Source organism: Candidatus Pyrohabitans sp., from assembly GCF_054014795.1.
The window spans coordinates 1-22532 of sequence record NZ_JBPMGE010000065.1; the positions used below are offsets into that span (position 1 = coordinate 1).

Sequence of the window (22532 nt, forward strand, 5' to 3'; positions counted from 1 at the left end):
TGATAAACTACCTCTTCCTCCCGAAGTATATCTTGCCTATATCCTTGTGGCTCATTATCTCCTCGGCGCTCCCCTCAAAGACCTTTCGCCCGCCGGCGAGGATATATCCCCGGTCGGCGATTTTAAGGGCGCTCTTCACATTCTGCTCCACCAGCAGCACAGCAACGCCGCTCTCCCGAATCTCCTTGATCTTTTCCATTATGCGCGTCACCAGCGTCGGGGCAAGGCCTGCACTGGGCTCGTCGAGGAGGAGGAGCTTCGGCTCGAGCATCAGCGCCCTCGCCAGGGCGAGCATCTGCCTCTCCCCGCCGCTCAGGTTGATTGCCGTCAGCGAGGCCTTGTCCTCAAGCTCCGGGAAGAGGGCAAACGCCCTGGAAATCGCCTCCTCCGCATCACTGCTAAGGTAGGCTCCCATCTCCAGATTCTCCATGACGCTCAGGCTGGGGAATATGTTATCCACCTGGGGCACATACGCCATGCCCAGCTTTACAAGCTGGTGGGGCTTTGGTGTGTCCAGAACCCTGCCCAGAAAGGTTATGCTGCCCTCCATCAGAGACAGGAGGCCGAAGATGGTTTTCAGCAGTGTGCTCTTGCCGGAGCCATTGGGGCCCAGGATAACCACTATCTCCCTGTCCTCAACCCTCAGGCTCACCTTATCCACAATCTTAAGCCGGTTGTAGCCAGAGCTCACCTCCCTCGCAAGAAGCACACTACTCACCGAAGTACACCTCCAGCACCCGCTTCGACTCCAGAATCTCCTCGGGTTTGCCCCTGGCGACGATTTCGCCGCGGTGGAGCACATACACATAGTCCGCGAAGTCCATGAGCACATCCACATTGTGCTCTATTATCAGGAAGCTCAGCCCCCTGCTGCGAAGCTCCAGAATCTTCTCAAATATCTTTCTGGCCAGCGGCGGCGCAACACCCGCGACGGGTTCGTCGAGCAGAAGAAACCTCGGCTCTGCCATCAGCGCTCTTCCGATGGCGAGGAGCTTCTGCTGCCCTCCAGAGAGGTTGCCCGCATATTCGTTCTTCATGTGCTCTATCTCGAGAAATTCAAGAATCTCCAGGGCTTTTGTCAGGTTCCTCTCCACCTGCGCCTTCACATCGCCCCACCTGAAAAAGGTATTTGCCAGGCTCTCCCCCTGCTGTTCCCGCGCTGCAACAAGCATATTCTCTATGACGCTGAGGTTCCTGAAAACCCGGGGCACCTGGAAGGTTCTTATTATACCCAGGTTTGCTATCTCATGGGGCGGGCGGGCTGTTATCTCACTTCCGGAGAAGAATACACTGCCGCTGTCGGGAGGATAAACGCCTGAAACCACATTAATCAGTGTGCTCTTGCCGGAGCCATTGGGGCCCAGCAGGGCTGTTATCTCACCCTCCTCAACCTCCATGGTAACGCGGTTAAGTGCCACCACACCGCCGAAGCTTTTTGTGACCTCTCTCAGCTCCAGAAGGCTCATCTCGCCACCTCGTACTTCTTCTCCCTGAATATCCCCTGGGGGCGATACATTATGAAGAGGATGAGAAGCAGGCCGAGGAGAATCATGCGCAGATTGGTTGGCTCAATCCCTATGTCCGCCACGTCCTTCATTATCCGCGTTGTGCGCTCCATGAACTGAATGAGCGCCGCCCCTGCAACGATGCCCAGGGCATTGCCCCTCCCGCCAACCACGACCATCGTCCACACCGCAAAGGTCACTGTGGGCATAAACATGTCGGGGCTTATGAAGGTGAGGTAGTGGGCAAAGAGAGAACCCGCGATGCCTGCTATGCTTGAGCCGAGCACAAAGGCCTGTGCCTTAAAGCGGAAGGTGTTTTTGCCCAGGGCCTGGGCCACAAGTTCATCCTCGCGGATGGCCTTGAGCACCCTGCCGAAGGGCGATGAGGTTACCCTGTGCAGGAACAGGTAGATGGCAACAAGGAAGGCAAAGGAGAAGAGGAGGTAGAAGGTCTGGTAGTCCATGGGGACGATATCCCTCATGGGCCTGGGTATTCCGCGCAGCCCTATGGGGCCGTTGGTGAGCCAGCGTTCATTGAGCAGAAAGATGCGTATTATCTCCCCGAAGGCTATGGTGGCTATTGCAAGGTAGTCCTCCCGCAGCCTGAGCGCCGGGATTGAGACCAGAAAGCCGGTTATGCCTGCGATAACTATGCCGCATGCCAGGCCCAGCCAGAAGGGGTAGCCAGCGAGGGTGACCAGCGCAGAGGAGTAGGCGCCTATGGCGAAGAAGGCAACCTTGCCGAAGTTCATCAGGCGTGTGACGCCGACCTCCAGATTGAGGCTCAGCGCCAGGATTGTGAAGATGTTGATGAATATTAAGGTGTCGACGAAATAGCTCAGAAAGGTGCTCATTCGCGCTCACCCCCAAGCCTGACGCCAAGTATGCCCTGCGGGCGGAATATCAGCACGAGTATCAGGATGAAGAATGCGATAGCCGGGCGGTATCCGGTGTGCAGGCCGAGAGAGGCGAGGATGAGCACACCCACATTCTCTGCAAAGGCGATTACATACGCCGCGATTATCGCTCCGTAGAAGCTTCCAATACCGCCGAGCAGAACCACAGCAAAAACGGGCAGGAGAACCTCCCAGCCCAGCGTGGGTATCAGCCTTGTATCGGCGGCGCGGAATACGCCCGCCACCCCCGCGATGCCCCCGCCCAGAAACCAGGTGGCGAGGACCACCCTGTCCACGGGTATGCCGCTCGCCATTGCGAGGGTGGGATTGTCGCTTGTGGCTCGCATGGCCTTGCCCAGCCTCGTGCGGGTGAGGATGAGGTGAAACACGAGTATTGCAACCACAGCGGCAAGGATTATTCCTATCTGAACCTGTGAAATCCTGGCACCGAATACCTCATAGCTCTTAAGGGCGAATCTGTAGGAAAGTATCTGAGCGCCGTAGGTTTCCTGAAGCACATGCCGCACTATCAAACCCGCACCTATGGAGGCGACCATAAGTGAGATGGTGTCCGCACCCCGGTTGCGTAGGGGCTTGAAAACAGCCGAATCGAAGGCTATTCCCAGGGCACCCGAGGCGAGAAGTGCCAGTAGCATGGAGGGGTAAAGGCCGAAGCCCAGCTGATTCAGGGTGTAGGCAACGTAGGCGCCAAAGGTTATGAGCTCCGCATGGGCAAAATTGGCAAAGCGCAGGATGCGGTAGACCATTGTCAGACCCACTGCCATCAGTGCATAGAGGCTGCCAGTAATAAGGATGTTGACCAGAAGCTGCTCGGCATTGACCATCGGGTAGGTTTATCTTTAAGGATTTATAAAAGGTTTTGCGATGCCTGTGCTGGTAAGGAACCGCAGCAGAGTTGAAGCCTTTATCACAAAGGACGGCTCAGAGGTCCGCGAGCTTCTGCATCCTGACAACTCCCCAGTGGAGAAGCTCAGTATTGCGGAGGCGGTGGTAGGGGTCGGAGAGGCAACAAGGGAGCACTTCCACCGCAAGAGCGAGGAGGTTTACTACATCCTCAGCGGCAGGGGTGAGATGCACATCGATGGTGAGAAAGCCGCAGTGAGGGTGGGGGATGTGGTGCACATCCCGGCGGGGGCGAGGCATTACGTGGTGAACACGGGTAAGGAAGAGCTCATTATACTCTGCGCCTCTTCTCCGCCCTACTCGCATGAGGATACGGAGCTGATGTAATTCTTCCTTCATCATTTTCTAAAGTACTGCTTCGGCTCCTGTGCCGTCTTTCACTTTAATCCCTATACAAATATCATTTATCCCTATACTATTGCATTTTCTCAGAAACAGAGAACCACTGCTGGCATCCCTGGTGGTAATAACCACCAGATCCCCATCCTTAGCTGATGCGAGAAATTTTCTGGCATCATCAATAGTTTTAACTTCAGTTTCGTTAAGCATGTATATCGTCCTGCCTTCCAGAAATTTATTATCAAATTCGGCAGCTGGTGCCCCCGGGATTACTTCTTCCACGTACAGCCCCTGAGCCGGTGTAAACAGACTGAGGATTATGAACGGCAGAAATACTATGATCCTCAGTGACAGAGGGTTAAGCAGAATAATGCCTGCAACAGCCAGCTTTTTCAGCCCGGCGGGAATCCTCTCCCTCCTCCAGCGGTATTCTAAAAGCACAACCCCAGAGCAGACGAAAGGGTAGTAGATGACTGCACTAAGGAGATAGGACACCACCAGAGTTATGAGAGGAAGCTTGGGCGCCGGGGCAATCATCGCATCAGGTGGCACGAGCAGGTGAAGCCAGAGGTACCCTGAAAGCTCAATCAACCCCGGAAAAGTTAAAGCGGCGACAACCCTCTTTCTGTCAGGTTTAAGAAGCTCAGCTACAGCGGAGGTCATTATTCTTCCTCCTCGTTTTTCGATTTCTCCTTAATTTTTATTTTGGAAGGTATCGAGTACGTCCTACCTTCTAAAAATATCATAACCTCATTTTCAGTTATTATACCTGAGAAATTACTCTCCTCTCTGGATTTATTATGTGTCTTATACTCTCCAGCAAACCTGAAGTTGCCTTCACAATCTCTGTATAGCTCAGTTATCTTGCCGTGAATAGCGAAGTGTTGGGTCAGCTATGTAACCAGAAATTGTGGCAGCGTGCGTTGAGGCAATTAGTGGCAACAGGAAGATTAAGGTAATTATCCACATCTTCATTTTCCACCCTCCTTAGAGGATTGTACTAACAGCTAAATAAGATTTATACATTTATACTTTTCTTTGAAGTTTTCTTCAAATAAACCGAAATATTTCGATTTAGTTACGTTTTGTTATTGTAACAATCTTCAATACCTAAGGTTACGCCCGCCCAAAAATCCTCCTCACCACATAGCCCGGGAAACTCCTGAGGCTGAAGGCAATGGCACGTCTGAGTATCTCCCGGGGCTTTGGCTCGCCCTTACCGAGGGCGGAGATGACACTTAGAAGCACATCGCTGTTGTGGAATAGGTGGTAGGAGAAGTCCATGCTGAAGTAGAATAGCCTCCCGAGGTAGAGCAACGCCCTCAAATCCGGCAGAATTTCGGTGTCGCAGAAGCGCTGATAGCTTTCGAGGCTCTTTACCCTGCCCTCCAGCACCTCGCCCGCCAGCTGTGCCGCCTTAATACCCGAGAGGGCGGCGTAGTAGGTGCCCTCACCCGAGAGGGGGTCCACGAAGCCGGCGGCATCGCCAGCAAGGGCAATTCGCGGAGTGGCAACCCTGCGCCTTATTCCGCCCATGGGTATGAGGTGAGCCTTAGGTGCGGGAAGCGCTGAGGCATCCAGATAGGGGAGCGTTGAGGCAAAATCCTTCAGGCGCAGGGCTATGCTTCCCTCCAGCCTAGATGCGAGCTCTGCAACTCCCACGGTGGCGCCCTCACGCTTCGGGAATGCCCATGCATAGGAGAAGCTCGCATGCCCGAAGTGAAGCTCCATGGCATCCAGGCTCAGGCCGGGAATCTCATACTCCGCAGCAACACCCACCTCGTGCGCTGGAAAGCTCCAGCCAAGGGCGTGCCTCCTCACAGCACTGCTCACGCCGTCGCAGCCTATCACAAAGCGCGACCTCACCTCACCCTGCCCTGTTTCAAGAAGGCACTCCTCATGCCTGAGCGTGAGCCCCTTAACCCGCGTGGCATCTCTGAGCTCGGCACCTGCGCTTTCTGCCTCCTTTGCCAGTGCGTAGTCCAGGACATCGCGGTAGGTGGTGAGGAGCTCACCCTCCGGGAGGTACATCTCCCTCTCAGCCCCCGGGATTCTCACCCTGACCTTCCTGATTTTGTGGAAGATTCCCGCAGGGAGATTTATCCCCTCACCGGCGAGGAGCTCCACAGTCTTGCGCGTCACTGCCCCGCCGCACAGCTTGTACCTGGGCAGCGCCTCTTTCTCGAGGAGCACAACACTCAGCCCGCATTTTGCCGCGGCATAGGCTGCGCACGTCCCTGCCACGCCCGCACCCACCACGGCGATGTCATAGAGCATGGAAAGGCTTAATACTTCCCTGAATAAATTTCCTTCGATGATCAAAAGGTATACAATAAAAACCGGCAAGAGGGTGGAGCTGATAGACATAACCGGCGAGGTTGCCGGGGCGGTCAGGGAGGCAAAGGTGGAGCAGGGTCTCGTCAACGTCTATACCAGGCATACCACAACAGCGATATTCATAAATGAGGCTGAAGGCGGCCTGCTAAGGGACTACCTCGCGCTCCTTGAAAAGCTGGTACCTGCACGCGCCGGCTATGCCCACGACAGAATAGACAGCAACGCCCATGCACATCTGCGCAGTATGCTTCTGGGTAGCAGTGTGAGCATCCCAGTGGTTGAGGCACGCCCTGCGCTGGGAACATGGCAGCGCATACTCTTTGCCGAGTTAGACGGACCCAGGCAGAGGAGCTTTCTTGTCAGTGTTGCGAAAATTTAGCCGGGAAGCTTTAAAAAGGGTGAAGAGGAGTTATATCTGAGTGGTATGTCAGCAAAGGTCATACGCGACCCGATTCATGGGGATATCTTCCTCACAGAGCCCGAGCTCAGGATTGTAGATACGCCGGAGTTTCAGAGGCTGCGCAGGATAAAGCAGCTGGGGATGACCTACCTGGTCTATCCCAGCGCCAACCACACGCGCTTTGAGCACTCCCTGGGTGCGCTCCACCTGGCAGGGAGGCTTGCTTTGAGACTGGAGCTGGACGGGGAGGAGGCGGTGCTTGTGCGCATGGCCTCGCTGCTCCACGACCTGGGGCACGGGCCGCTGTCCCATACCAGTGAGGAGCTTCTGGCGCGCTATCTGAACACCTCGCATGAGAGCATAAGCGCTGAGACCATAAAGAGTTCGAGCATTGCAGAGGTGCTCACAGATTCAGGGCTCGACCCGGAGCAGATAGTTGAGATTATCTCGGGCGACGCTGGCTACCTGAGCAGGATGGTAAGCGGGGAGTTTGACATAGACAGAATGGACTACCTGGTGAGGGATGCCCACCACACAGGCGTGGGGTATGGGATAATAGACCTGGACAGGCTGATAAACACCATAGAAATCAGGGACAACCTGCTGGTGGTTAATGAGCGCGGACTGCGCGCAGTCGAGGGCTTGCTGGTGGCGAGATTCTTAATGATACCCACGGTCTACCTCCACCATGCCTCGCGCATAGCAGATGCAATGTTTTTAAAGGCCACGGAGGTGGCCATAGAGCAGGGGGATCTAGAGTTCAGGAAGCTGATAAAGATGGACGACTACGAGGTGATGAGCTTTTTCCGCTCTGCTCAAGGCTATGTGGGCGATATTGGAGAGCGCTTTGACCAGCGCAGACTTTTCAAGAAGGCTCTGGTGAAGGCTTGGGGTGAGCTGAAGCCGGCACTGCGGGAGCGCGTGCTTGCACTGCGCCAGGATGTCAAGAGACTTTCACGGATAGAGGCAGAGCTTGCAGAGGATGCGGGTATTGAGTACGGGTATGTGCTTCTCGACGTGCCCCCTGAACCGAGCTACCGGGAGCTTGAGGCTCTTATCGCCGAGGAGGGCGAGATAAAGCGCATCCAGGATATATCGCCCCTTGTGAGTGTGCTGAGGGTGGCCCAGAAGAGCCACTGGAGCCTGGGGATATACACCCCCAGGAGGTATCTGGAGAGGGTAAGGAGGGTGGCGGCCAATCTGGAGAGCTATGTGGGCTGAGGCGGTGCAGCACTACCCCAAGCCAGTGCTGAAAAACCAAGCGCCGAAGAACAGCAGCATGCCTCCGAGAAGGGTGAAGATAAGCTCATGCACCCTCACGCTGAGCAGCTGTTTTGAAGCATTCGCTGCCATGGAGACAGAGGTGTACCACGCGAAATCACACGCCTCGTGGAGGAGTATGAACAGCACCAGCCCAAGGATGCCAAAGCTCGAAGCCTTGGCCACAAGCAGAGCACCCACTGTGAGCCACCAGAGGTAGAAGTAGGGGTTTGCAAAGCTGGTTGCAAAGCCAGCGAAGGTGGCGCTGTAGGGCAGGTCCTTACCTTTAGCGGCGACCTCCCTGCGCATCCGGAGCATGCCTATACCCATGTAGATGAGCAGGGCACCTCCGATGAGGGAGAGCACCCTCAGCGGGGTGCCCTCAATCACCGAGGCGATGCCCGCATAGATGAGGAGTATCAGGGGCACCTCAAGCAGCGCATGTCCCAGGGATATCTTTGCCCCCGCAAACCTGTCGCCATGCCCCTTGGCTATGCTCACCGCCAGCACAGGGCCTGGCATGAGCACGCCTGAGAGGGAGATCACAACAGTGGCAACCAGAAAGAAGCCAAGGGTAGCGCTGTCCATGCTGGAAAGCAGGTTTTGGGTTATCTCGAGCATCTACTTCCTCACCACTATTGTCAGCACATCCTCATCCTCCAGCACGTGCTCAAGGCCCACGCGCTGCCCCGGGAAGCGCACACTTTTGCCCCAGACCATGGCATACCTGAACCTCTCAATGAAATCGCGGTGCAGCTTTGTGCACACCTCGGCAACGCTTGTGCCGCGTCTCATTATGAGGGGCTCCTCCAGGTCTGCCTCGCCGCGCTGCGGCTTCATGTAGATGCGTATAAAGTCCAGCCTTGAGAATATCCTCTCCTTGAGTTCCTCTATGCCAATACCCCTGCCTGCGGAGATTGCCACAAACTCCCTGCCGAGCCTTGCGGCTACCTCCCTGAGGTAGTCTTCGCTGACCAGGTCTATCTTGTTCAGAACCACCAGAGAGGGGAGGTAGATGCGGTTGCCGGCGATGGCGTCTATAAAGCGCTCCTCATCTAAATCCTCATGTATCACCACGTCGGCATTGTGCACCCTGTACTCGCTGAGTATCGCCTTTATTGTCCCCTCTGTTATGCTTTTCAGCGGGACGGTGGAGTTCACCTTTATTCCGCCCTGCGATTTCCGGGTTATCTTCACCCTGGGCGGCGCCGCGTCCAGGCGAATGCCCGCATCGTTAAGCTCCCTGACGAGGATGCGGTACTGCTCAATGTTGAATACATCTATGAGAAGGAGAACCAGATCAGCGCTCCTCACCACAGAGAGCACTTCACGCCCGCGACCCCTTCCCCGGGAAGCGCCGCGTATCAAGCCAGGGACGTCGAGGAGCTGAATCTTCGCACCGCGGTACTCAAGCACCCCGGGTATAACATCCAGGGTGGTGAAGTCGTAGCTTCCCACCTCGCTCTCTGCATTGGTAAGGACGTTGAGGAGTGTTGACTTGCCCACGCTGGGAAAGCCCACCAGCGCCACTGTGGCGTCACCGCTCTTGCGCACCCCATAGCCCCTTCCTCCTCCCCTGGCTTCGCTGCGGCGCTCCGCCTCCTCGCGAAGGCGTGCAAGCTTTGCCTTAAGCCTGCCTATGTGGTGCTGAGTCGCCTTGTTGTAGGGCGTGCGGCGAATCTCCTCCTCAAGCTCGCGTATCTTCTCCTCGACGTTTGACATCGCTTAAATAAGGACGCTTCCCATTAGAAAAATAATCGCGATGGGAATCTTTAGGCTTATCCCATGCACAGTGATGAGAAGCTTGAGAGGCTTGTGGGGTGGTTTCGCGAGCACGGCAGCGCAGTAATAGCCTTCTCCGGCGGCGTTGACAGCAGCGTTGTGGCCGCGGCGGCACGCATCGCCCTCGGGGATAGGGCACTGGCGGTGACAGCAGAGTCCTCTACACTATCCAAGAGGGAGCTTTCCCTGGCAAAGCGCGTGGCCCGCGAGATAGGCATCCGCCACCTTGTTATCAGGGAGGACGAACTTGAGGATGAGCGCTTCGCCGCCAACCCGGAGAACAGATGCTACTACTGCCGCTCCCGCCTTGCGCTTGCGCTTAAGGAGATAGCAAGGCGCGAGGGCTTCGCTGTCATAGCAGACGGGGCCAATGTGGGCGATACCAGGGAGCACCGTCCGGGGTTGAAGGCGCTGAAGGAGCACGGAATAAGGAGCCCTCTGCTGGAGCTTGGGTTCGACAAGGATGATGTGCGGGAGATTGCAGCCCAGCTGAAGCTGTCTGTGAAGGACAAACCCGCGATGGCATGTCTGGCTTCGAGGATACCCTACGGAGAGCGAATAACCAGGGATAAGCTGGAAAAGGTGGAGAAGGGCGAGGCATTCTTCTTTGAGCGCGGGTTTACGAATGTGCGCATTCGCATGCACGGCAATCTCGCAAGGGTGGAGCTTCCGCAGGAGGAGATTGCCCTTGCGCTTTCGCTTCGCAGGGAGATAGTTGCCCACCTCAAGGCTCTCGGCTTTGCCTATGTTACCCTGGACCTGGAGGGATACCGCTCTGGAAGCATGGACGAGGTTCTCCGTCGCCGGTAGCTGTGCTCTTAAGAAAAAAATTTATATCACCTCGCCCCAATAGTCAATATACGTCACCCGCAAGGTGGCTTGCAGATAACAAACAGAAGGAGGTCTCAGAAATGACGGAGGACAACGTTGTCTACGTGGGAAACAAGCCAGCGATGAATTATGTGCTCGCAGTCAGCACCCAGTTTACCAGAAATGCCAAGGAAGTGGTGATAAAGGCGAGGGGACGCGCAATTTCGCGTGCAGTGGATGTGGCAGAGATTGTCAGGAACCGCTTTATACCCGAGGCGAAGGTGAAGGACATAAAAATAGGCACCGAGGAGGTGACCACAGAGGACGGCAACACTGTGAGGCTGTCCTCACTGGAGATTGTGCTGGAGAAGTAGAATGGAGCTTACCTCCCTTCTCGATTTCATCGAGCGGCGAGGGATGAGTGTAAATGTGCTCCTGGGAGAGGAGAGGATATTCGAGCTTAAGCCAAAGGCTGGCAAGAGTTTTGAGGTGGTTATTCACAACCCCGAGGCACTTAAGCGCTTTCTGCAGGAGTTTGTGTAGATGAGCCTGGGAAAGCTGCGCGAGCTTGCGAAGGAGCTGGATGAGAAGGGATATGCCATAGAGGTGGTGCACGAGGGGAAGGTTGTTCTGAGGCTGGGCAGGGGCGCAAAGCCCGGCTTGTTGAAGGCCCTTGGCCCGGTGGAGGTCACAGATATTCGCACTGTGCTGAGCTTTTTGAAGCCATGAACCTTGCTGTTTCTGTGGAGCGCAGACGTGCTGAGCTTGCCAGGCGCTGCCTTCTGCGCCTCGGTTTGCTGGACAGGAGGCGGCGCATCATCGCTAAGGGCGACGAGGTTGAGATTCCTGTGGTGGAGGCTCCTCCCTCGCTGCCCGTACCCTTTAAGCTGGTTGAGCAGGCTTCGCCGGAGTTGGCCGCTCCTCCGCTGAGTTTTGAGCAGATGAAGCGGGAGCTCAGGAAGCGGATAGGCGAGAAGGCTGAGCTGCTGCGCGGCGGCTGGGAGCTTATCGGAGATGTGCTGATAATAAACCTGCCCTCCGAGCTATACCCGCTGCGCCGTGAGATAGGTGAATTTCTCCTCAGCTTTCACCCCCGGGCGAGGAGCGTGGTGGCGAGACGTGGAATAGGCGATGAGCTGCGCCATCCAGAGGCCGAGGTTATCGCCGGCGATAGCAATACCACGACGCTGCACCGCGAGCACGGGTGCATTTTCAGGCTCGACCCCTGCAGGGTGATGTTTTCTGCGGGTAACATGGAGGAGCGCAAGCGCATGGCACAGCTTCCAGCGCGAGGAGAGGTTGTTCTCGACATGTTCGCAGGCATAGGGCAGCTCAGCATACCTCTCGCGAAGCACGCCTCGCCGCGAAAGGTGCTCGCCATAGAGAAGCGCCCTGAGACGTATGAGTTTCTCAGGGAGAACATCTCACTCAACCGCCTGGAGGGCATTATGGAAGCCAGGCTTGGAGACTGCCTTGAGGTTGCGCCTGAGAACTTCGCCAACCGCGTGCTGATGGGCTACTTCTTCTCACCCCAGCGATTCCTGCCAAAGGCTCTGAAGGCACTTAAGGGGGGAGAGGGCGTGCTTCACTACCACACCCTGGTGCCGAAGGAGGCACTGGATAGAGAGGGTGAGGCGCTGGTTGAGCGCATCGCTGAGCTCGGGTACAGGGCGAGGATAGCACAGCGCAGGATAGTTAAGTCCTATGCACCGAAGCGCTGGCATGTGGTTTACGATGTGGTTGTGGAATAGTCCGAAAGCCTTTTTATGCCCCGGGAGGAATAAATAATCATGACAAAACTTCGCGAAAAGCAGCGCTTTGTGCTCGACACCACTGCACTGACAAGCGTTGAGCTTCGCTACGATGGTGAGAAGCTGTGCGAGGCGATAAGGCGGATGCTCACCCTGATTGCAGAGGCGCGCATAAAGCTCAACATATCCTGCCACATTCCCTTCCCCACTGTCTACGACGAGCTTATACAGTTCATGAAGCGCTACGACTGCGACGGCGAGCTTTTTGTGGAGGTGGACACCTGGCTGGTTAAGAAGACACCCAACCGCTATGAGGTGAAGATACCCGCCGAGGTCTTCTATGAGTATGTGAAGGACATGCGGGAGCGCATGAACCGCGGGATGAAGATAGCTGAAAGCAGCATCTGGCTGAGTGCGAGCGAGGCGATTAACCTCACCATGAAGAATGTGGAGAGGGAGAAAATAAAACGCGAATCCACCGGCTACATCATCAAGGACTTCCGCGCCAAGTACCGCAATGCATTGCGCTACGGCACCCTGGACAGCGCCCCCGACCTGGATGTACTCCTGCTCGCAAAGGAGATGGACGCAGGCGTCGTTGCAGGTGACGAGGGCATTAAGAAGTGGGCAGAACGTCTCGGGCTGCGCTTTGTGGAGGGGGCGAGCTTCCCCAAGATGCTGGAGGAGTACCTGAAGCACATAGGATGAATTAAGCTGCAAAGGGTTTTATTACAGAAAGCCTATTGGTTTTCCATGGCGGTGGACTTCCCGGCATGAGAAGAGGTTTTAACCATGATGGCGGTGCTTCACTATCTCGGCACAATAACACTGAGCATGGGGCTGCTGCTGCTCCTGCCCGGCCTTGTAAGCGTCCTGCTGAAGGAGTACAGCGTCACCCCGGCTTTCCTCTTCCCGGCCATTCTCAGCATTCTCGCAGGTTTTGTGCTCCAGAAAACTGCGCCAAAAAAGGAGCTCGACCTCCGCCTGGCCTTTGTAATCTCTGCCCTGGGCTGGCTGCTAATCGCCCTGCTCGGGGGCATGCCCTATGTGCTTGCCGCCAAGGCAGAGCTGCTGGATGCCTACTTCGAGGCGATGGCGGGCTTCACCACCACTGGAATCTCTGTCTTCACACCCAGCCAGCTTCCACGGAGTGTGATATTCTGGCGCAGTCTAACCGAGTGGATTGGAGGCGTGGGCATAGTGGTGCTCTTCCTCGCCATCTTTGCCCCCACCAATGTGGCTGCGAAGCTCTACGTCGCCGAAGCGAGAAGTGAGCGCCTTGAGCCGAGCATGGCACGAACAGCGCGAAAGATATTCTACATCTACTCCTACATCACCCTCGCGGCGATTCTGGCGCTCTACATCAGCGGTGCAAGCGTATTCGAGGCGGTAAACCATGCCCTCACTGCACTCTCCACCGGCGGCTTCTCGCCCAATGACGACAGCTATATGGGAGTTTCATCCCAGATAAAACTGGTCACAATGCTCTTCATGCTCCTCGGAGGAATAAGCTTCGCCCTGCACCAGCGCTGGATGGAGGGAAACTTTAAGAAGTTCTTCTCAAATATTGAGGTTCAGGCGATTCTTGGCATAATTGCGGTGTCTTCCCTTTTCCTCTACCTGGACGGCATCCCGGCGGTGGACGCTGCCTTCACAACAATCTCTGCCCTCACAACAACCGGCTTTACAAGCATAGACATCTCCTCCCTCAGCGAGCTTTCCAAGTACTACCTTCTTCTTCTAATGAACATCGGTGGCGGCTACGGCTCCACGGCGAGCGGAATAAAGGTGATAAGGTTCCTCATAATTCTCAAATCAATAGAGTGGTTTGTGCGCAAGATAACCTCCCCCCGGAGAAGGGTTATGCCCTTCAAAATCCAGGACAAGATATTCACCGAAAAGGAGGTGTTCTCCACCCTCCTCTTTACCCTGCTCTACCTCTTTTTCCTCGCCCTTGGCACCTTCATCTTCATACTCCTGGGGCATGACCTCATGAGCGCCCTGTTCATGATATCCTCGGCGCAGGGCAACAATGGGCTGGTGGTGTTTACAGACTACAACACCATAGAGAAGGCAGTTATGATATTCCACATGTGGATAGGCAGGCTGGAGATCATCCCTGTGCTTGTGCTCTTCGCCGCGCTGAGAAAGAGCTAAAGCTCACTGCTTCTCCTTCATCAAATTCGCAGCCTTCTCAACGACGCTCACCTTGGCGAGAATTGTAAGCCTGTCACCCGCCTTGAGCACAGTACTGCCGCGCGGTATTATCAGCTCACCATTGCGGTGAATCGCGGCTATCGTCGAGCCTTCTGGCATGCCAATATCGCGAATCTCCTTACCGACCACCAGCGCATCCTCAGGTATTGTAATCTCGATTATGTCAGCGTCGTGCATTGTGGTGAGCACACTCTTTACCCCGGGGCGGAGGATTAAATTCCGGATGTACTTGGCTATCGTCCTGCTGGGATAGATTGTCTGCTCCACCCCGACCTCCTTAAATATATCCTCGTGCTTGGGATTCTGGGACAGGGTAATTCTGCGCTGTATCCCCAGCATGCGCGCAAGCTCACACACCATTAAATTCACAGCATCGTCGCTTGTGGCACTGACGATAACATCTGCCTTCTCAGCCCCCGCCTCCTCCTTGAGCACATCTATCTCAGTCCCGCTCCCGTTGATTACCAGAGCATCTATCTCCTCCGCTATATCCTTTGCCCTCGCCTCGTCCTTCTCAACTATAACCACGTTGCTCTTCTCCTCTATGAGGAGCTTTGCGAGGGCGACACCTATCTTTGAGGCACCAACTATTATTACGTACATACTCTACCTCTTCCTTTTCCTCTTCTTCTTGACTTTTGTAGTTTTTCCGAAAATGTGCTCCACAATCCTCGCAAAGGCCGGGCGGGTGATGAAAACGCCTATGGTTACGCCCATTATGGTGGTTAAAGCGAAGCCCTTGAGGGCTGCCATACCTATCATGAAGAGCGGCACCATCGCCGCCACCGTGGTGAACCACGCCGAGAAGATTATGAAGAAGGCCCGCTTTATGCGGGAGCGCATGGAGTATGTGCGCTGCATCAGCACCTCGTCGGTTATGACAATCTGGTCATCAACACCCGTGCCCACAGCAGCTATTATTCCGGCTATTGCGGGAAGATCAAGGTCCCAGCGTATCAGCGAGGCGATGCCCAGGATTATTATAACCTCACTCAAACCTATGCCTATTATCGGCAGCACTATACCAGAAGCACGGTAGCGGATGAATATAACCAGGGCTATGGCGATAATCGCAAATATTCCTGCTATGGCTGCGTTCTTTGCAAACTGCATTCCCAGCTCGGGGGGCACACTTGAGACTGATATCACCTCAAGCTTTATTGGGAGTGCACCCGAACGGAGCACCACCTCAACACTCCTGGCCTCATTCTCGGCCTCCGGGTCAGCACCTGTCTCAAGCACCAGGTCGCGGGGAGCCTTGCCGGTGACTATAAACTCCTGCCATAGGCTTCCGCCTATTGGTGCGCTGTTTACCACCACGTCATCCAGATACATCTCCACCAGGGGTACCCGTGGGTCCCGCGCGAGGGCTTCGAAGTTGGTGACACTCGCCGGGTCTATTCCAGCATCACGAAGCGCCTTAATTGCGACCTCGCGGAAGCGCTGCGCTGCCTCTTCGCTTATGGTAAAGGGCACCTCCCACTTTCCGGAGCTGAGACTCTTAGTGTAGGGCGCGATTCGCACAAGCTCGCTGCCTGTGAAGGCGGTGTAGTTGCCCACCTTCACCACCAGCTTGCCCTGTCTCTCCACCAGGGCTCTTGCCTCCTCAGGATCGGTGCCAGCGAAATCGATGATTAGATACCGATTGCCCCAGGGTGAAATTGAGAAATCCTTTATCCCAAGCCCATTCATACGCTTTGTCATTATCTCCACGACAAGCTCCATGGTCACTTCGCTGCCGTCAGGGGTTACATAGGGCAGGGGCTCCTCAGTCATCACCTTGAGTTCACTGCCACCGCTCAAATCCCAGCCCAAGGATAGGGGTGGATCATTCACCGCCAGTATAACCAGTGAGAGTGCCACAAAGACAAGAAGCACCTGCACCCTTCGTATCCTGAATATCTCTTCGTAGCTCATGCTTTCCGCTCCACATACCAGCGAAGTATCCCCACATTCTGAATCCAGGTGTTTATCATATCAACAAGCATGCCTATCATTATCACCATTGCAACATCGTCCAGCACCTTTGATGAGGAGACCAGGAAGAGCACCAGCATGGCTATAAAGGTGGTCCCACTCATGGTTAAGCCTGTTTCCATGGCCCGCTTTAATCTTGCCACGAGGTTGCCCTCCCTGTGCACAAGAACGCGCGTTGTGAGCAGTATGTCTGTATCCACCGAGTAGCCCACAAGCAGGAGAAGCGCAAGAAGTGAACCCTTGGATAGCTCAATTCCGAGCAGAGACATGATAGCAAGGGTTACCACGATGTCTGAGAAGGCAGAGAGCACCACCGCAACGCTTGGCACAAATGTTCTGAATCTTAAGAAGATGGTCACCGCCATGAAGGCGAAGGCAAAGAACAGGGCATAGATTGCCTGCCTGAAGAAGGCTTCGCCCAGGGAAGGCGAGATTATGTCGCTGGCCACGCTTTGCTCACTGATTCCATAGCGCGAGAGTACCTCCCTTGCCTGCTTCATCTCCTGGCTGCTAAGCGCGTGGTTTATGAATATCTCCAGCTCCCTGTTTCCAAAGGCGTCGCTTACCACACGGGTTTTAACCTCATAACCTAGCTCCGAGGCAAGCTCCTCAACCATGGCCTCCATGTCGCCCTGTGCGGGAGCAATAAGCAGCGTGCCCCCCTTAAAGTCTATGCTCATGGGGAGCGTGCCTGAGGTATAGCCAGCTACGACTACCACCAGGCCAGCGATAAGCATGGCGATTGGCAATACCATGAACTTCTTTATGTCCATGGCAAGAAATTCATCAAGCTTTGACATGTTAGACCTCCGGAATAAGAAGGAATCATAGTGATTAAATACATGGTTGTATAAAAAACTTTGGTGGGTAGCATGAGGGAAGAGCTAATAACCATGGGATTCATTCTGGTATTCATAGGGATGATACTCATATTCGCGGGTATGTTCAGCAGCGTTTTCAGAGGCGGAGAGGGCAAGGCAGAGGTGCGCGGAGGCGGCGTTGTGCTTATCGGACCCTTCCCAATAGTGTTCGGGAGTGATGCCCAGAGCATTAAAACTGTGCTCCTACTGACGCTGGCGCTCATCCTGGTGGTGTACTTCCTGTTCTACAGGGGCGGTACAAGTTGAGGCTGCTCATAGACAAGCGGGGTAAGAAGTACCTCCTCAGCGATGAGGTGGAGGAGTTCCACACCAGCCTGGGGGTGGTGAAGCTCACCGGAGCGAAGCCCGGGGATACACTGCGCTCACACCTGGGGCACGAGTTCTATCTCCTCGAGCCGAGTGTTGTGGATTACTACCACAAGCTCCCCCGCGCCGGGAGTATAATACTGAAGAAGGAGATAGGGCCGATAATCGCATACACCGGGATAGGCTCGGGATCACGCGTTGTTGAGGCGGGTACAGGCACCGGAGCGCTTTCAATCTACCTCGCCCACATCGTCGGCAGCGAGGGCAGGGTGTACACCTACGAGATACGGGAGGACCACCTGGAGATTGCACTTAAAAACTTCGCCAAAGCGGGAGTGGCGGAGCGAATTGAGGCGAAGCTCCGGGATGTGCGCCAGGGAATTGAAGAGCGCGATGTAGACGTCGTGGTTTTTGATATGCCCGACCCCTGGCTGGCGATTCCTCACGCCCATGAGGCGCTTCGCCACGGTGGTTTTGTTGCTGTGTACAACCCCTACATAGAGCAGATACGCAAGGCCTACGAGGCGATGCAGGAGGCCGGCTTTAAAGAGAGACGGGTTATAGAGATTCTTGAGCGGGAGATAGAGATTAAAAAAATCGGGACGCGCCCAAAGACGAGGATGCTGGGGCATACCGGCTACCTGGCCTTCGGAAGGAAATTTTGAGCCACTGTAATGGTACTGATTATATACCAACATGACCATCATAATGGTTAAGTTTATATATCAACATAACCCATATAATGGTCATTATGCAGATTGACATTGAACAGAAAGTTATAAAATTACTCCACCGCCAGAACCCTTGGTGGGAGAAGGATAGGGTACCGGAGAACCTCACAAAACCATTTAAAAGGCGTGATTTTTATGTCATCAGGGATAAAAGGTTGAGTGAGGGGGAGATAACTGCCATAGTTGGACCAAGACAGGTTGGAAAAACAACTATGATATACCAGTTGATTGAACATCTTATACATGAGAAAAAAGTAAATCCCAAGCGTATTCTTTACGTCTCCTTTGACTACCCGTATCTCACCACTATTATGGATACCCCATTGAACAATATCCTCGAGGTGTACTCCAGTCAGGTTCTAAAAGAGCCCATTTCCCGGCTTGGTGACCGGATATATGTATTCCTCGATGAGGTCTGCAAGCTTGAAAACTGGAGCAGCATCCTCAAAGGCTGGTATGACCTGAAGTATCCAATAAAATTCATAATCTCAGACTCCTCAAGCGCAAACATCCTACAGGGAAGTTCTGAATCCCTTGCTGGCAGGATAAGTGTTCAGATCATGCTCCCTCTGAAATTTCTGGATTTTTTGAGGTATCACATGCCCGAAAAGGATTCTATTTTTAAGAGGGCCAATAAGACACTTAGAGACGCTTTTATTGATTCTCTCAGAAAGTCTAATCCCAACCTGTTCTATAGTGCCCTGAGAGAATCCTACTTAAGCCTTGCACCCTATGAGGATGAAATTAAAATTCATCTACAAACGTATCTTCTCAAAGACGGTTACCCTGGACTTTTAGATATTGAATCTCTAGAGGAATGTGCTGAAAAGCTCAGAACTTACCTAAACCTTACCCTATACAAAGATATTGTCAGAATCTTCAATCTCCGTGATCCCAGAGCGCTGGAAAAGCTTGTGGTTTTGATAGCCGACCTGTCCTCTCAACGGATTGACTACTCGGGTCTATCCAGTATATTGGGACTAAAAAAGGATACTTTGGTAAAGTACCTGAATTATCTAGAATCGGTGTTTCTATTAAGCAGGAGCGAATTCTATTCTAGAAGCAGGGCATCTAGGATTAAGAAAGCGAAAAAGTTTTACCTGAGCAATGTTGGACTGAAAAATGCCCTTGTAGGCGCACTCAGTGAATCACTGCTGAGGGACGCAACTGAACTCGGCAAGGTTGTTGAAACTCTTATGGATGACCACTGCAGAAGACTCAAATTTAACTTAGAGCCCGGGAGTAGAGCGGAGCTATTCTACTGGAGAACACCACAGGGTAAGGAGGTTGATATAGTTTTTGAGCTATTCAGAACACCAGTAGCCATAGAGTGCAAGTACAGGAATGAGATACGCAGAGGAGAGCTTGGGGGTATAAAGCAGTTCCTAAAGGAACATGGAGAATGCGTAGGGATTGTTATAACAAAAGATGTGCTGGATTTTAAGGGCGGGATTGTTTTTATCCCTCTCTGGTTGTTCCTCATAATGTGCTGAGGCATGCCCAGCCAAAATTTATATAGCTAGCGCTGATTTTTTTATGGAAGGTGAAAGTTATGAATCTAAACCACAAAGCTTGTGAGATTGCCAGGGAGATGATTCACCACCAGGAAGAGCTTGAGATAGGTGTCGCCGAAGTTGGTGGCGCAACATTGATAGACTGCGGAGTTGAGGCGAAGGGAAGCTTTGCCGCAGGGGTGCTTTTCGCAGAGGCATGCATGGGCGGCCTGGGGGAAGTCAGGCTAAGCATGCGCGATTACGGCTCGCTAACTCTGCCCTGCGTCGAGGTGAAGACGCGAAAGCCGGCTATAGCCTGCCTGGGCTCCCAGAAGGCAGGGTGGAGCATCAAGGGCAAGGACTTCTTTTCCCTGGGCTCAGGGCCTGCGAGAATCCCGGCGAAAAAGCCAAAGGAGACCTATGAGAAGCTTGGCTACTCGGAGGAGAGTGACAGGGCCTTAATTGCTCTGGAGGCGGGCAAATACCCGGGTGAGGAGGTGGTTCGCAGCATAGCCGAAGCCTGCGGGATTGAGACAGAGAACCTCTACATCCTCATTGCGCGCACAGCCTCGCTCGCAGGGAGTGTTCAGATATCTGCCCGCGTTGTGGAGACGGCGCTTTACAAGGCCCAGCACATAGGCAGCGACACCACAAAGATATACTCGGCCTTCGGCACTGCGCCGGTGGCGCCCATTATCGGCAACGACGCCAGGATGATGGGGGTTACCAACGACATGATAATCTACGGCGGAGAGGTCTACCTCGCGGGCGAGGGAATACCCGCTGAGGAGCTTCCCTCTTCGCTGTCGCCGGCGTACGGCAAGACCTTCGAGGAGATATTTCGCGAGGCGAACTACGACTTCTACAGGATAAATCCCGCAATCTTCGCACCTGCGAAGGTAGTGGTTAACGACATTGAGGAGAAGAAGCTAACAACAGCCGGTGAGGTTAACGTGGAGGTGCTGAAGAAGAGTCTGGGGTTAGGGTAATGAAAAAGGTTTACCTCGTGGGCGGGGGTCCCGGAGACCCGGAGCTGATAACAGTAAAGGGTATGAGGCTGATTAAGAGTGCGGATGTGATAATCTACGACCGCCTCGTAGGCAGGAAGCTTTTAGCTTATGCGAAGCCAGAGGCGGAGCTGATATACGTCGGCAAGCAGGCGGGCAAGCACACCCTTACCCAGGAGGAGATAAATCAGCTGCTGGTTAAGAAGGCAAAGGAGGGCAAGCTGGTGGTCCGCCTCAAGGGGGGCGACCCCTTCGTATTCGGGAGGGGGGGCGAAGAAGCCCTCGAATTGAGAAAGCATGGCATAGCTGTGGAGGTCGTACCTGGGGTGAGCTCTGCCATTGCAGTGCCTGCACTGGCGGGCATACCAGTTACCCATCGGGGCATCGCCTCAAGTGTCACCCTCGCCACAGGTCATCTCGCAGAGAAAAAGGAGGAGCGCCTCGACTACAGCGCCCTCAAGGCTGAGACGGTGGTTATACTCATGGGCGTGAAGAACCTGCCCATCATAATAGAGGAGTTCAGGAAAACCCGTGCCCCTGAGACGCCGGTGGCAATAATCGAGAAAGGTACTCTGGACGAGCAGCGGGTTATCACGGGCACGCTGGCTGACATAATAGAACGCGCAAAGGAAGCTAAGCTCAGGCCGCCTGCGATTACTGTTATAGGCGAGGTGGTAAGGCTCAGGGAGGCGCTGAGGTAATGCGTGCCCTGGTCGTGGCAAGCACCCGCCCTGAGGTGATAAAGCTCTCGCCCATAATGCGGGAGTTCGACTCGCAGGGCATAGCCTATGCCTTCGCCACCACCGGGCAGCACTACGACAACAAGCTGTTCTGGAATTTTATTCAAGAGCTTGGGCTTCGTAAGCCGGAGTACAATGTGGACGTGGGTTCAGGAAGCCACGCCTACCAGACTGCGAGGGCGCTGGAGGCTCTGGAAGGGATAATCCTCAGGGAGGAGCCGGAAGTGGTTATCGCCGAGGGCGATACCAACTCTGTGCTGAGCGCCGCCCTGGCCGCGGCGAAGCTCCATGTTGCATTTGCCCACGTTGAGGCAGGGCTGAGAAGCTTTGACCGCACCATGCCGGAGGAGGTCAACCGGGTTCTGGCCGACCACGCTAGCGATGTGCTCTTTGCCCCCACCGAGAGGGCAGCCCTCAATCTCATCAATGAGGGCATATCCCCAGAGAAGATTTTTATTGTGGGAAATACCATCGTGGACGCCACCCTCCAGAATTTTGAGATGGCAAAGAAAAAATCCAGAATCCTGACAGATGCGCCCGAGGATTTCCTGCTCCTTACACTGCACCGCGCAGAGAATGTGGACAGCAAGGAGAGGTTCACCAGCATAGTTGAGGCTCTTCTGGAGCTCGGGGAGGAGGTGGTATTCCCGGTGCATCCCCGCACGAAAAAGAGGCTGGCTGAGTTTGGGCTGCTGGAGATGGCAGAGAGGAGGCTTCGCCTGCTTCCGCCTGTGGGCTACCTGGACTTCCTGATGCTGCTGAACAGGGCAAAGCTTGTGCTCACCGACTCGGGCGGGGTGCAGGAGGAGGCGATAGTGCTCCACACGCCATGCATAACCCTGCGGACCTCTACGGAGAGGCCGGAAACCGTCGAGGCGGGGGGCAACATCCTCGCTGGAGTTGAGAAGGCAGGGATAGTCAACGCCGTCGCGCGGGTGCTGGGCGATTCCCGCGTTTACAGCGCCATGAAGGCGGCAAAGAACCCCTTCGGCGAAGGCGACTCCGCCAGGAAAATTGTGAATGTGCTCCTCTCGCTGGAGGAGAAGGGCAAGCTGAAGATAGCCCCACCCTCGCGGGTGCTGAGCGAGAAGAGGCGCAAGTTCATGAGCGTCGACGCCTCACTGGCCGGGAAGCGAATTGCAGAGCTGCCTTTTCAGGTTGTCAGGGTTATAGATG

Annotated in this window: 27 protein-coding genes; 16 read left to right on the forward strand and 11 right to left on the reverse strand. The window is 54.6% G+C overall.

The features are described from left to right. Positions 1 to 7 precede the first annotated feature (7 nt). From ACXJJW_RS07040 to ACXJJW_RS07055, 4 genes are read right to left on the reverse strand one after another with little or no spacing between them, the layout of a single operon-like run. The gene (locus tag ACXJJW_RS07040; RefSeq protein WP_456475030.1) at positions 8 to 718 is read right to left on the reverse strand and encodes an ABC transporter ATP-binding protein; all 711 of its coding nucleotides are present in this window, start codon (positions 716 to 718) and stop codon (positions 8 to 10) included. After that, entirely contained in the window at positions 711 to 1466 is a 756-nt protein-coding gene (locus ACXJJW_RS07045) for an ABC transporter ATP-binding protein (RefSeq protein ID WP_456475031.1), read from the reverse strand. The genes ACXJJW_RS07040 and ACXJJW_RS07045 overlap by 8 nt, the downstream gene beginning before the upstream one ends. Then, positions 1463 to 2359 carry a branched-chain amino acid ABC transporter permease gene (locus ACXJJW_RS07050; protein ID WP_456475032.1) on the reverse strand — a complete coding sequence of 299 codons (897 nt, stop codon included), beginning with the start codon at positions 2357 to 2359 and terminating at the stop codon, positions 1463 to 1465. Before ACXJJW_RS07050 ends, ACXJJW_RS07045 begins: the two co-directional genes overlap by 4 nt. Next, positions 2356 to 3246, reverse strand: coding sequence for a branched-chain amino acid ABC transporter permease (locus ACXJJW_RS07055; protein WP_456475033.1), 891 nt, complete (start codon positions 3244 to 3246; stop codon positions 2356 to 2358). The genes ACXJJW_RS07050 and ACXJJW_RS07055 overlap by 4 nt, the downstream gene beginning before the upstream one ends. Positions 3247 to 3286: 40 nt before the next feature. On the opposite strand from ACXJJW_RS07055, the gene ACXJJW_RS07060 reads away from it, so the two are divergent. Further along, a complete protein-coding gene (locus ACXJJW_RS07060) occupies positions 3287 to 3652 on the forward strand; it encodes a cupin domain-containing protein (protein ID WP_456475034.1) in 366 nt (121 codons plus the stop codon). Between the two features lie 18 nt (positions 3653 to 3670). Here the strand turns inward: ACXJJW_RS07060 and ACXJJW_RS07065 are convergent, their stop codons facing one another. Then, complete coding sequence (locus ACXJJW_RS07065; protein WP_456475035.1) at positions 3671 to 4327, reverse strand: serine protease family protein; 657 nt, start codon at positions 4325 to 4327, stop codon at positions 3671 to 3673. A gap of 453 nt (positions 4328 to 4780) precedes the next feature. After that, positions 4781 to 5941, reverse strand: a complete 1161-nt coding sequence (locus tag ACXJJW_RS07070; protein WP_456475036.1) for a geranylgeranyl reductase family protein — start codon at positions 5939 to 5941, stop codon at positions 4781 to 4783. 37 nt (positions 5942 to 5978) lie between these two features. Here ACXJJW_RS07070 and ACXJJW_RS07075 point away from each other — a divergent pair, with 37 nt between their 5' ends. Beyond that, the gene (locus ACXJJW_RS07075) at positions 5979 to 6380 is read left to right on the forward strand and encodes a secondary thiamine-phosphate synthase enzyme YjbQ (RefSeq protein ID WP_456475037.1); all 402 of its coding nucleotides are present in this window, start codon (positions 5979 to 5981) and stop codon (positions 6378 to 6380) included. Between the two features lie 45 nt (positions 6381 to 6425). Further along, positions 6426 to 7622, forward strand: a complete 1197-nt coding sequence (locus ACXJJW_RS07080) for an HD domain-containing protein (protein WP_456475038.1) — start codon at positions 6426 to 6428, stop codon at positions 7620 to 7622. Positions 7623 to 7634: 12 nt separating this feature from the next. Here ACXJJW_RS07080 and ACXJJW_RS07085 read toward each other — a convergent pair whose 3' ends face one another. Continuing rightward, the gene (locus tag ACXJJW_RS07085; protein ID WP_456475039.1) at positions 7635 to 8282 is read right to left on the reverse strand and encodes a LysE family transporter; all 648 of its coding nucleotides are present in this window, start codon (positions 8280 to 8282) and stop codon (positions 7635 to 7637) included. Beyond that, on the reverse strand, positions 8283 to 9383 hold the full coding sequence (locus ACXJJW_RS07090; protein WP_456475040.1) for an OBG GTPase family GTP-binding protein: 1101 nt from the start codon (positions 9381 to 9383) through the stop codon (positions 8283 to 8285). Between the two features lie 63 nt (positions 9384 to 9446). Here ACXJJW_RS07090 and larE point away from each other — a divergent pair, with 63 nt between their 5' ends. From larE to ACXJJW_RS07125, 7 genes are all read left to right on the forward strand, one after another. Continuing rightward, positions 9447 to 10253 carry an ATP-dependent sacrificial sulfur transferase LarE gene (gene larE / locus ACXJJW_RS07095; protein WP_456475041.1) on the forward strand — a complete coding sequence of 269 codons (807 nt, stop codon included), beginning with the start codon at positions 9447 to 9449 and terminating at the stop codon, positions 10251 to 10253. 101 nt (positions 10254 to 10354) lie between these two features. Further along, on the forward strand, positions 10355 to 10627 hold the full coding sequence (albA, locus tag ACXJJW_RS07100) for a DNA-binding protein Alba (RefSeq protein WP_456475042.1): 273 nt from the start codon (positions 10355 to 10357) through the stop codon (positions 10625 to 10627). Between the two features lies 1 nt (position 10628). After that, positions 10629 to 10796 (forward strand): hypothetical protein, encoded by a 168-nt coding sequence (locus tag ACXJJW_RS07105; RefSeq protein WP_456475043.1) that lies wholly within the window; start codon positions 10629 to 10631, stop codon positions 10794 to 10796. After that, positions 10797 to 10982, forward strand: a complete 186-nt coding sequence (locus ACXJJW_RS07110) for a hypothetical protein (protein ID WP_456475044.1) — start codon at positions 10797 to 10799, stop codon at positions 10980 to 10982. Beyond that, positions 10979 to 12004 carry a class I SAM-dependent methyltransferase gene (locus ACXJJW_RS07115; protein ID WP_456475045.1) on the forward strand — a complete coding sequence of 342 codons (1026 nt, stop codon included), beginning with the start codon at positions 10979 to 10981 and terminating at the stop codon, positions 12002 to 12004. The genes ACXJJW_RS07110 and ACXJJW_RS07115 overlap by 4 nt, the downstream gene beginning before the upstream one ends. Before the next feature lie 39 nt (positions 12005 to 12043). After that, complete coding sequence (locus tag ACXJJW_RS07120) at positions 12044 to 12712, forward strand: RNA ligase partner protein (RefSeq protein WP_456475046.1); 669 nt, start codon at positions 12044 to 12046, stop codon at positions 12710 to 12712. Positions 12713 to 12796: 84 nt separating this feature from the next. Next, positions 12797 to 14161, forward strand: coding sequence for a TrkH family potassium uptake protein (locus ACXJJW_RS07125; protein WP_456475047.1), 1365 nt, complete (start codon positions 12797 to 12799; stop codon positions 14159 to 14161). A 3-nt stretch (positions 14162 to 14164) separates the two neighbouring features. On the opposite strand, the gene ACXJJW_RS07130 is transcribed toward ACXJJW_RS07125, so the two are convergent. The 3 genes from ACXJJW_RS07130 to ACXJJW_RS07140 are packed head-to-tail and all read right to left on the reverse strand — an operon-like array spanning position 14165 to position 16998. Continuing rightward, complete coding sequence (locus ACXJJW_RS07130; RefSeq protein ID WP_456475048.1) at positions 14165 to 14824, reverse strand: potassium channel family protein; 660 nt, start codon at positions 14822 to 14824, stop codon at positions 14165 to 14167. Between the two features lie 3 nt (positions 14825 to 14827). Then, a complete protein-coding gene (locus tag ACXJJW_RS07135; RefSeq protein WP_456475049.1) occupies positions 14828 to 16138 on the reverse strand; it encodes a preprotein translocase subunit SecD family protein in 1311 nt (436 codons plus the stop codon). After that, positions 16135 to 16998, reverse strand: a complete 864-nt coding sequence (locus ACXJJW_RS07140; RefSeq protein WP_456475050.1) for a protein translocase subunit SecF — start codon at positions 16996 to 16998, stop codon at positions 16135 to 16137. Before ACXJJW_RS07140 ends, ACXJJW_RS07135 begins: the two co-directional genes overlap by 4 nt. Positions 16999 to 17070: 72 nt before the next feature. On the opposite strand from ACXJJW_RS07140, the gene ACXJJW_RS07145 reads away from it, so the two are divergent. The 6 genes from ACXJJW_RS07145 to wecB form a co-directional block, all read left to right on the forward strand. Continuing rightward, a complete protein-coding gene (locus ACXJJW_RS07145; RefSeq protein WP_456475051.1) occupies positions 17071 to 17325 on the forward strand; it encodes a TIGR00304 family membrane protein in 255 nt (84 codons plus the stop codon). Continuing rightward, positions 17322 to 18050, forward strand: coding sequence for a tRNA (adenine-N1)-methyltransferase (locus tag ACXJJW_RS07150; RefSeq protein ID WP_456475052.1), 729 nt, complete (start codon positions 17322 to 17324; stop codon positions 18048 to 18050). The genes ACXJJW_RS07145 and ACXJJW_RS07150 overlap by 4 nt, the downstream gene beginning before the upstream one ends. An 86-nt stretch (positions 18051 to 18136) precedes the next feature. Continuing rightward, positions 18137 to 19609 carry an ATP-binding protein gene (locus tag ACXJJW_RS07155; RefSeq protein WP_456475053.1) on the forward strand — a complete coding sequence of 491 codons (1473 nt, stop codon included), beginning with the start codon at positions 18137 to 18139 and terminating at the stop codon, positions 19607 to 19609. Between the two features lie 59 nt (positions 19610 to 19668). Beyond that, positions 19669 to 20598 carry a methenyltetrahydromethanopterin cyclohydrolase gene (gene mch, locus ACXJJW_RS07160; RefSeq protein WP_456475056.1) on the forward strand — a complete coding sequence of 310 codons (930 nt, stop codon included), beginning with the start codon at positions 19669 to 19671 and terminating at the stop codon, positions 20596 to 20598. Continuing rightward, the gene (cobA, locus tag ACXJJW_RS07165) at positions 20598 to 21317 is read left to right on the forward strand and encodes a uroporphyrinogen-III C-methyltransferase (RefSeq protein WP_456475054.1); all 720 of its coding nucleotides are present in this window, start codon (positions 20598 to 20600) and stop codon (positions 21315 to 21317) included. Before mch ends, cobA begins: the two co-directional genes overlap by 1 nt. After that, positions 21317 to 22532 (forward strand): non-hydrolyzing UDP-N-acetylglucosamine 2-epimerase (gene wecB / locus ACXJJW_RS07170; protein ID WP_456475055.1); only part of this gene is annotated, 1216 nt, incomplete at its 3' end. The genes cobA and wecB, both read left to right, overlap by 1 nt.

What these genes read in the sequence shown, in the direction of transcription:
- ACXJJW_RS07085 (WP_456475039.1), bottom strand. Translation starts at nt 8,282, where the DNA reads ATGCTCGAGATAACCCAAAACCTGCTTTCCAGCATGGACAGCGCTACC.
- ACXJJW_RS07075 (WP_456475037.1), top strand. Translation starts at nt 5,979, where the DNA reads ATGATCAAAAGGTATACAATAAAAACCGGCAAGAGGGTGGAGCTGATA.
- ACXJJW_RS07045 (WP_456475031.1), bottom strand. Translation starts at nt 1,466, where the DNA reads ATGAGCCTTCTGGAGCTGAGAGAGGTCACAAAAAGCTTCGGCGGTGTG.
- ACXJJW_RS07145 (WP_456475051.1), top strand. Translation starts at nt 17,071, where the DNA reads ATGAGGGAAGAGCTAATAACCATGGGATTCATTCTGGTATTCATAGGG.
- ACXJJW_RS07065 (WP_456475035.1), bottom strand. Translation starts at nt 4,327, where the DNA reads ATGACCTCCGCTGTAGCTGAGCTTCTTAAACCTGACAGAAAGAGGGTT.
- ACXJJW_RS07135 (WP_456475049.1), bottom strand. Translation starts at nt 16,138, where the DNA reads ATGAGCTACGAAGAGATATTCAGGATACGAAGGGTGCAGGTGCTTCTT.
- albA (WP_456475042.1), top strand. Translation starts at nt 10,355, where the DNA reads ATGACGGAGGACAACGTTGTCTACGTGGGAAACAAGCCAGCGATGAAT.
- mch (WP_456475056.1), top strand. Translation starts at nt 19,669, where the DNA reads ATGAATCTAAACCACAAAGCTTGTGAGATTGCCAGGGAGATGATTCAC.
- ACXJJW_RS07050 (WP_456475032.1), bottom strand. Translation starts at nt 2,359, where the DNA reads ATGAGCACCTTTCTGAGCTATTTCGTCGACACCTTAATATTCATCAAC.
- ACXJJW_RS07105 (WP_456475043.1), top strand. Translation starts at nt 10,629, where the DNA reads ATGGAGCTTACCTCCCTTCTCGATTTCATCGAGCGGCGAGGGATGAGT.
- ACXJJW_RS07115 (WP_456475045.1), top strand. Translation starts at nt 10,979, where the DNA reads ATGAACCTTGCTGTTTCTGTGGAGCGCAGACGTGCTGAGCTTGCCAGG.
- larE (WP_456475041.1), top strand. Translation starts at nt 9,447, where the DNA reads ATGCACAGTGATGAGAAGCTTGAGAGGCTTGTGGGGTGGTTTCGCGAG.
- ACXJJW_RS07060 (WP_456475034.1), top strand. Translation starts at nt 3,287, where the DNA reads ATGCCTGTGCTGGTAAGGAACCGCAGCAGAGTTGAAGCCTTTATCACA.
- ACXJJW_RS07120 (WP_456475046.1), top strand. Translation starts at nt 12,044, where the DNA reads ATGACAAAACTTCGCGAAAAGCAGCGCTTTGTGCTCGACACCACTGCA.
- ACXJJW_RS07110 (WP_456475044.1), top strand. Translation starts at nt 10,797, where the DNA reads ATGAGCCTGGGAAAGCTGCGCGAGCTTGCGAAGGAGCTGGATGAGAAG.
- ACXJJW_RS07090 (WP_456475040.1), bottom strand. Translation starts at nt 9,383, where the DNA reads ATGTCAAACGTCGAGGAGAAGATACGCGAGCTTGAGGAGGAGATTCGC.
- ACXJJW_RS07080 (WP_456475038.1), top strand. Translation starts at nt 6,426, where the DNA reads ATGTCAGCAAAGGTCATACGCGACCCGATTCATGGGGATATCTTCCTC.
- ACXJJW_RS07125 (WP_456475047.1), top strand. Translation starts at nt 12,797, where the DNA reads ATGATGGCGGTGCTTCACTATCTCGGCACAATAACACTGAGCATGGGG.
- ACXJJW_RS07130 (WP_456475048.1), bottom strand. Translation starts at nt 14,824, where the DNA reads ATGTACGTAATAATAGTTGGTGCCTCAAAGATAGGTGTCGCCCTCGCA.
- ACXJJW_RS07070 (WP_456475036.1), bottom strand. Translation starts at nt 5,941, where the DNA reads ATGCTCTATGACATCGCCGTGGTGGGTGCGGGCGTGGCAGGGACGTGC.
- ACXJJW_RS07055 (WP_456475033.1), bottom strand. Translation starts at nt 3,246, where the DNA reads ATGGTCAATGCCGAGCAGCTTCTGGTCAACATCCTTATTACTGGCAGC.
- cobA (WP_456475054.1), top strand. Translation starts at nt 20,598, where the DNA reads ATGAAAAAGGTTTACCTCGTGGGCGGGGGTCCCGGAGACCCGGAGCTG.
- ACXJJW_RS07155 (WP_456475053.1), top strand. Translation starts at nt 18,137, where the DNA reads ATGCAGATTGACATTGAACAGAAAGTTATAAAATTACTCCACCGCCAG.
- ACXJJW_RS07140 (WP_456475050.1), bottom strand. Translation starts at nt 16,998, where the DNA reads ATGTCAAAGCTTGATGAATTTCTTGCCATGGACATAAAGAAGTTCATG.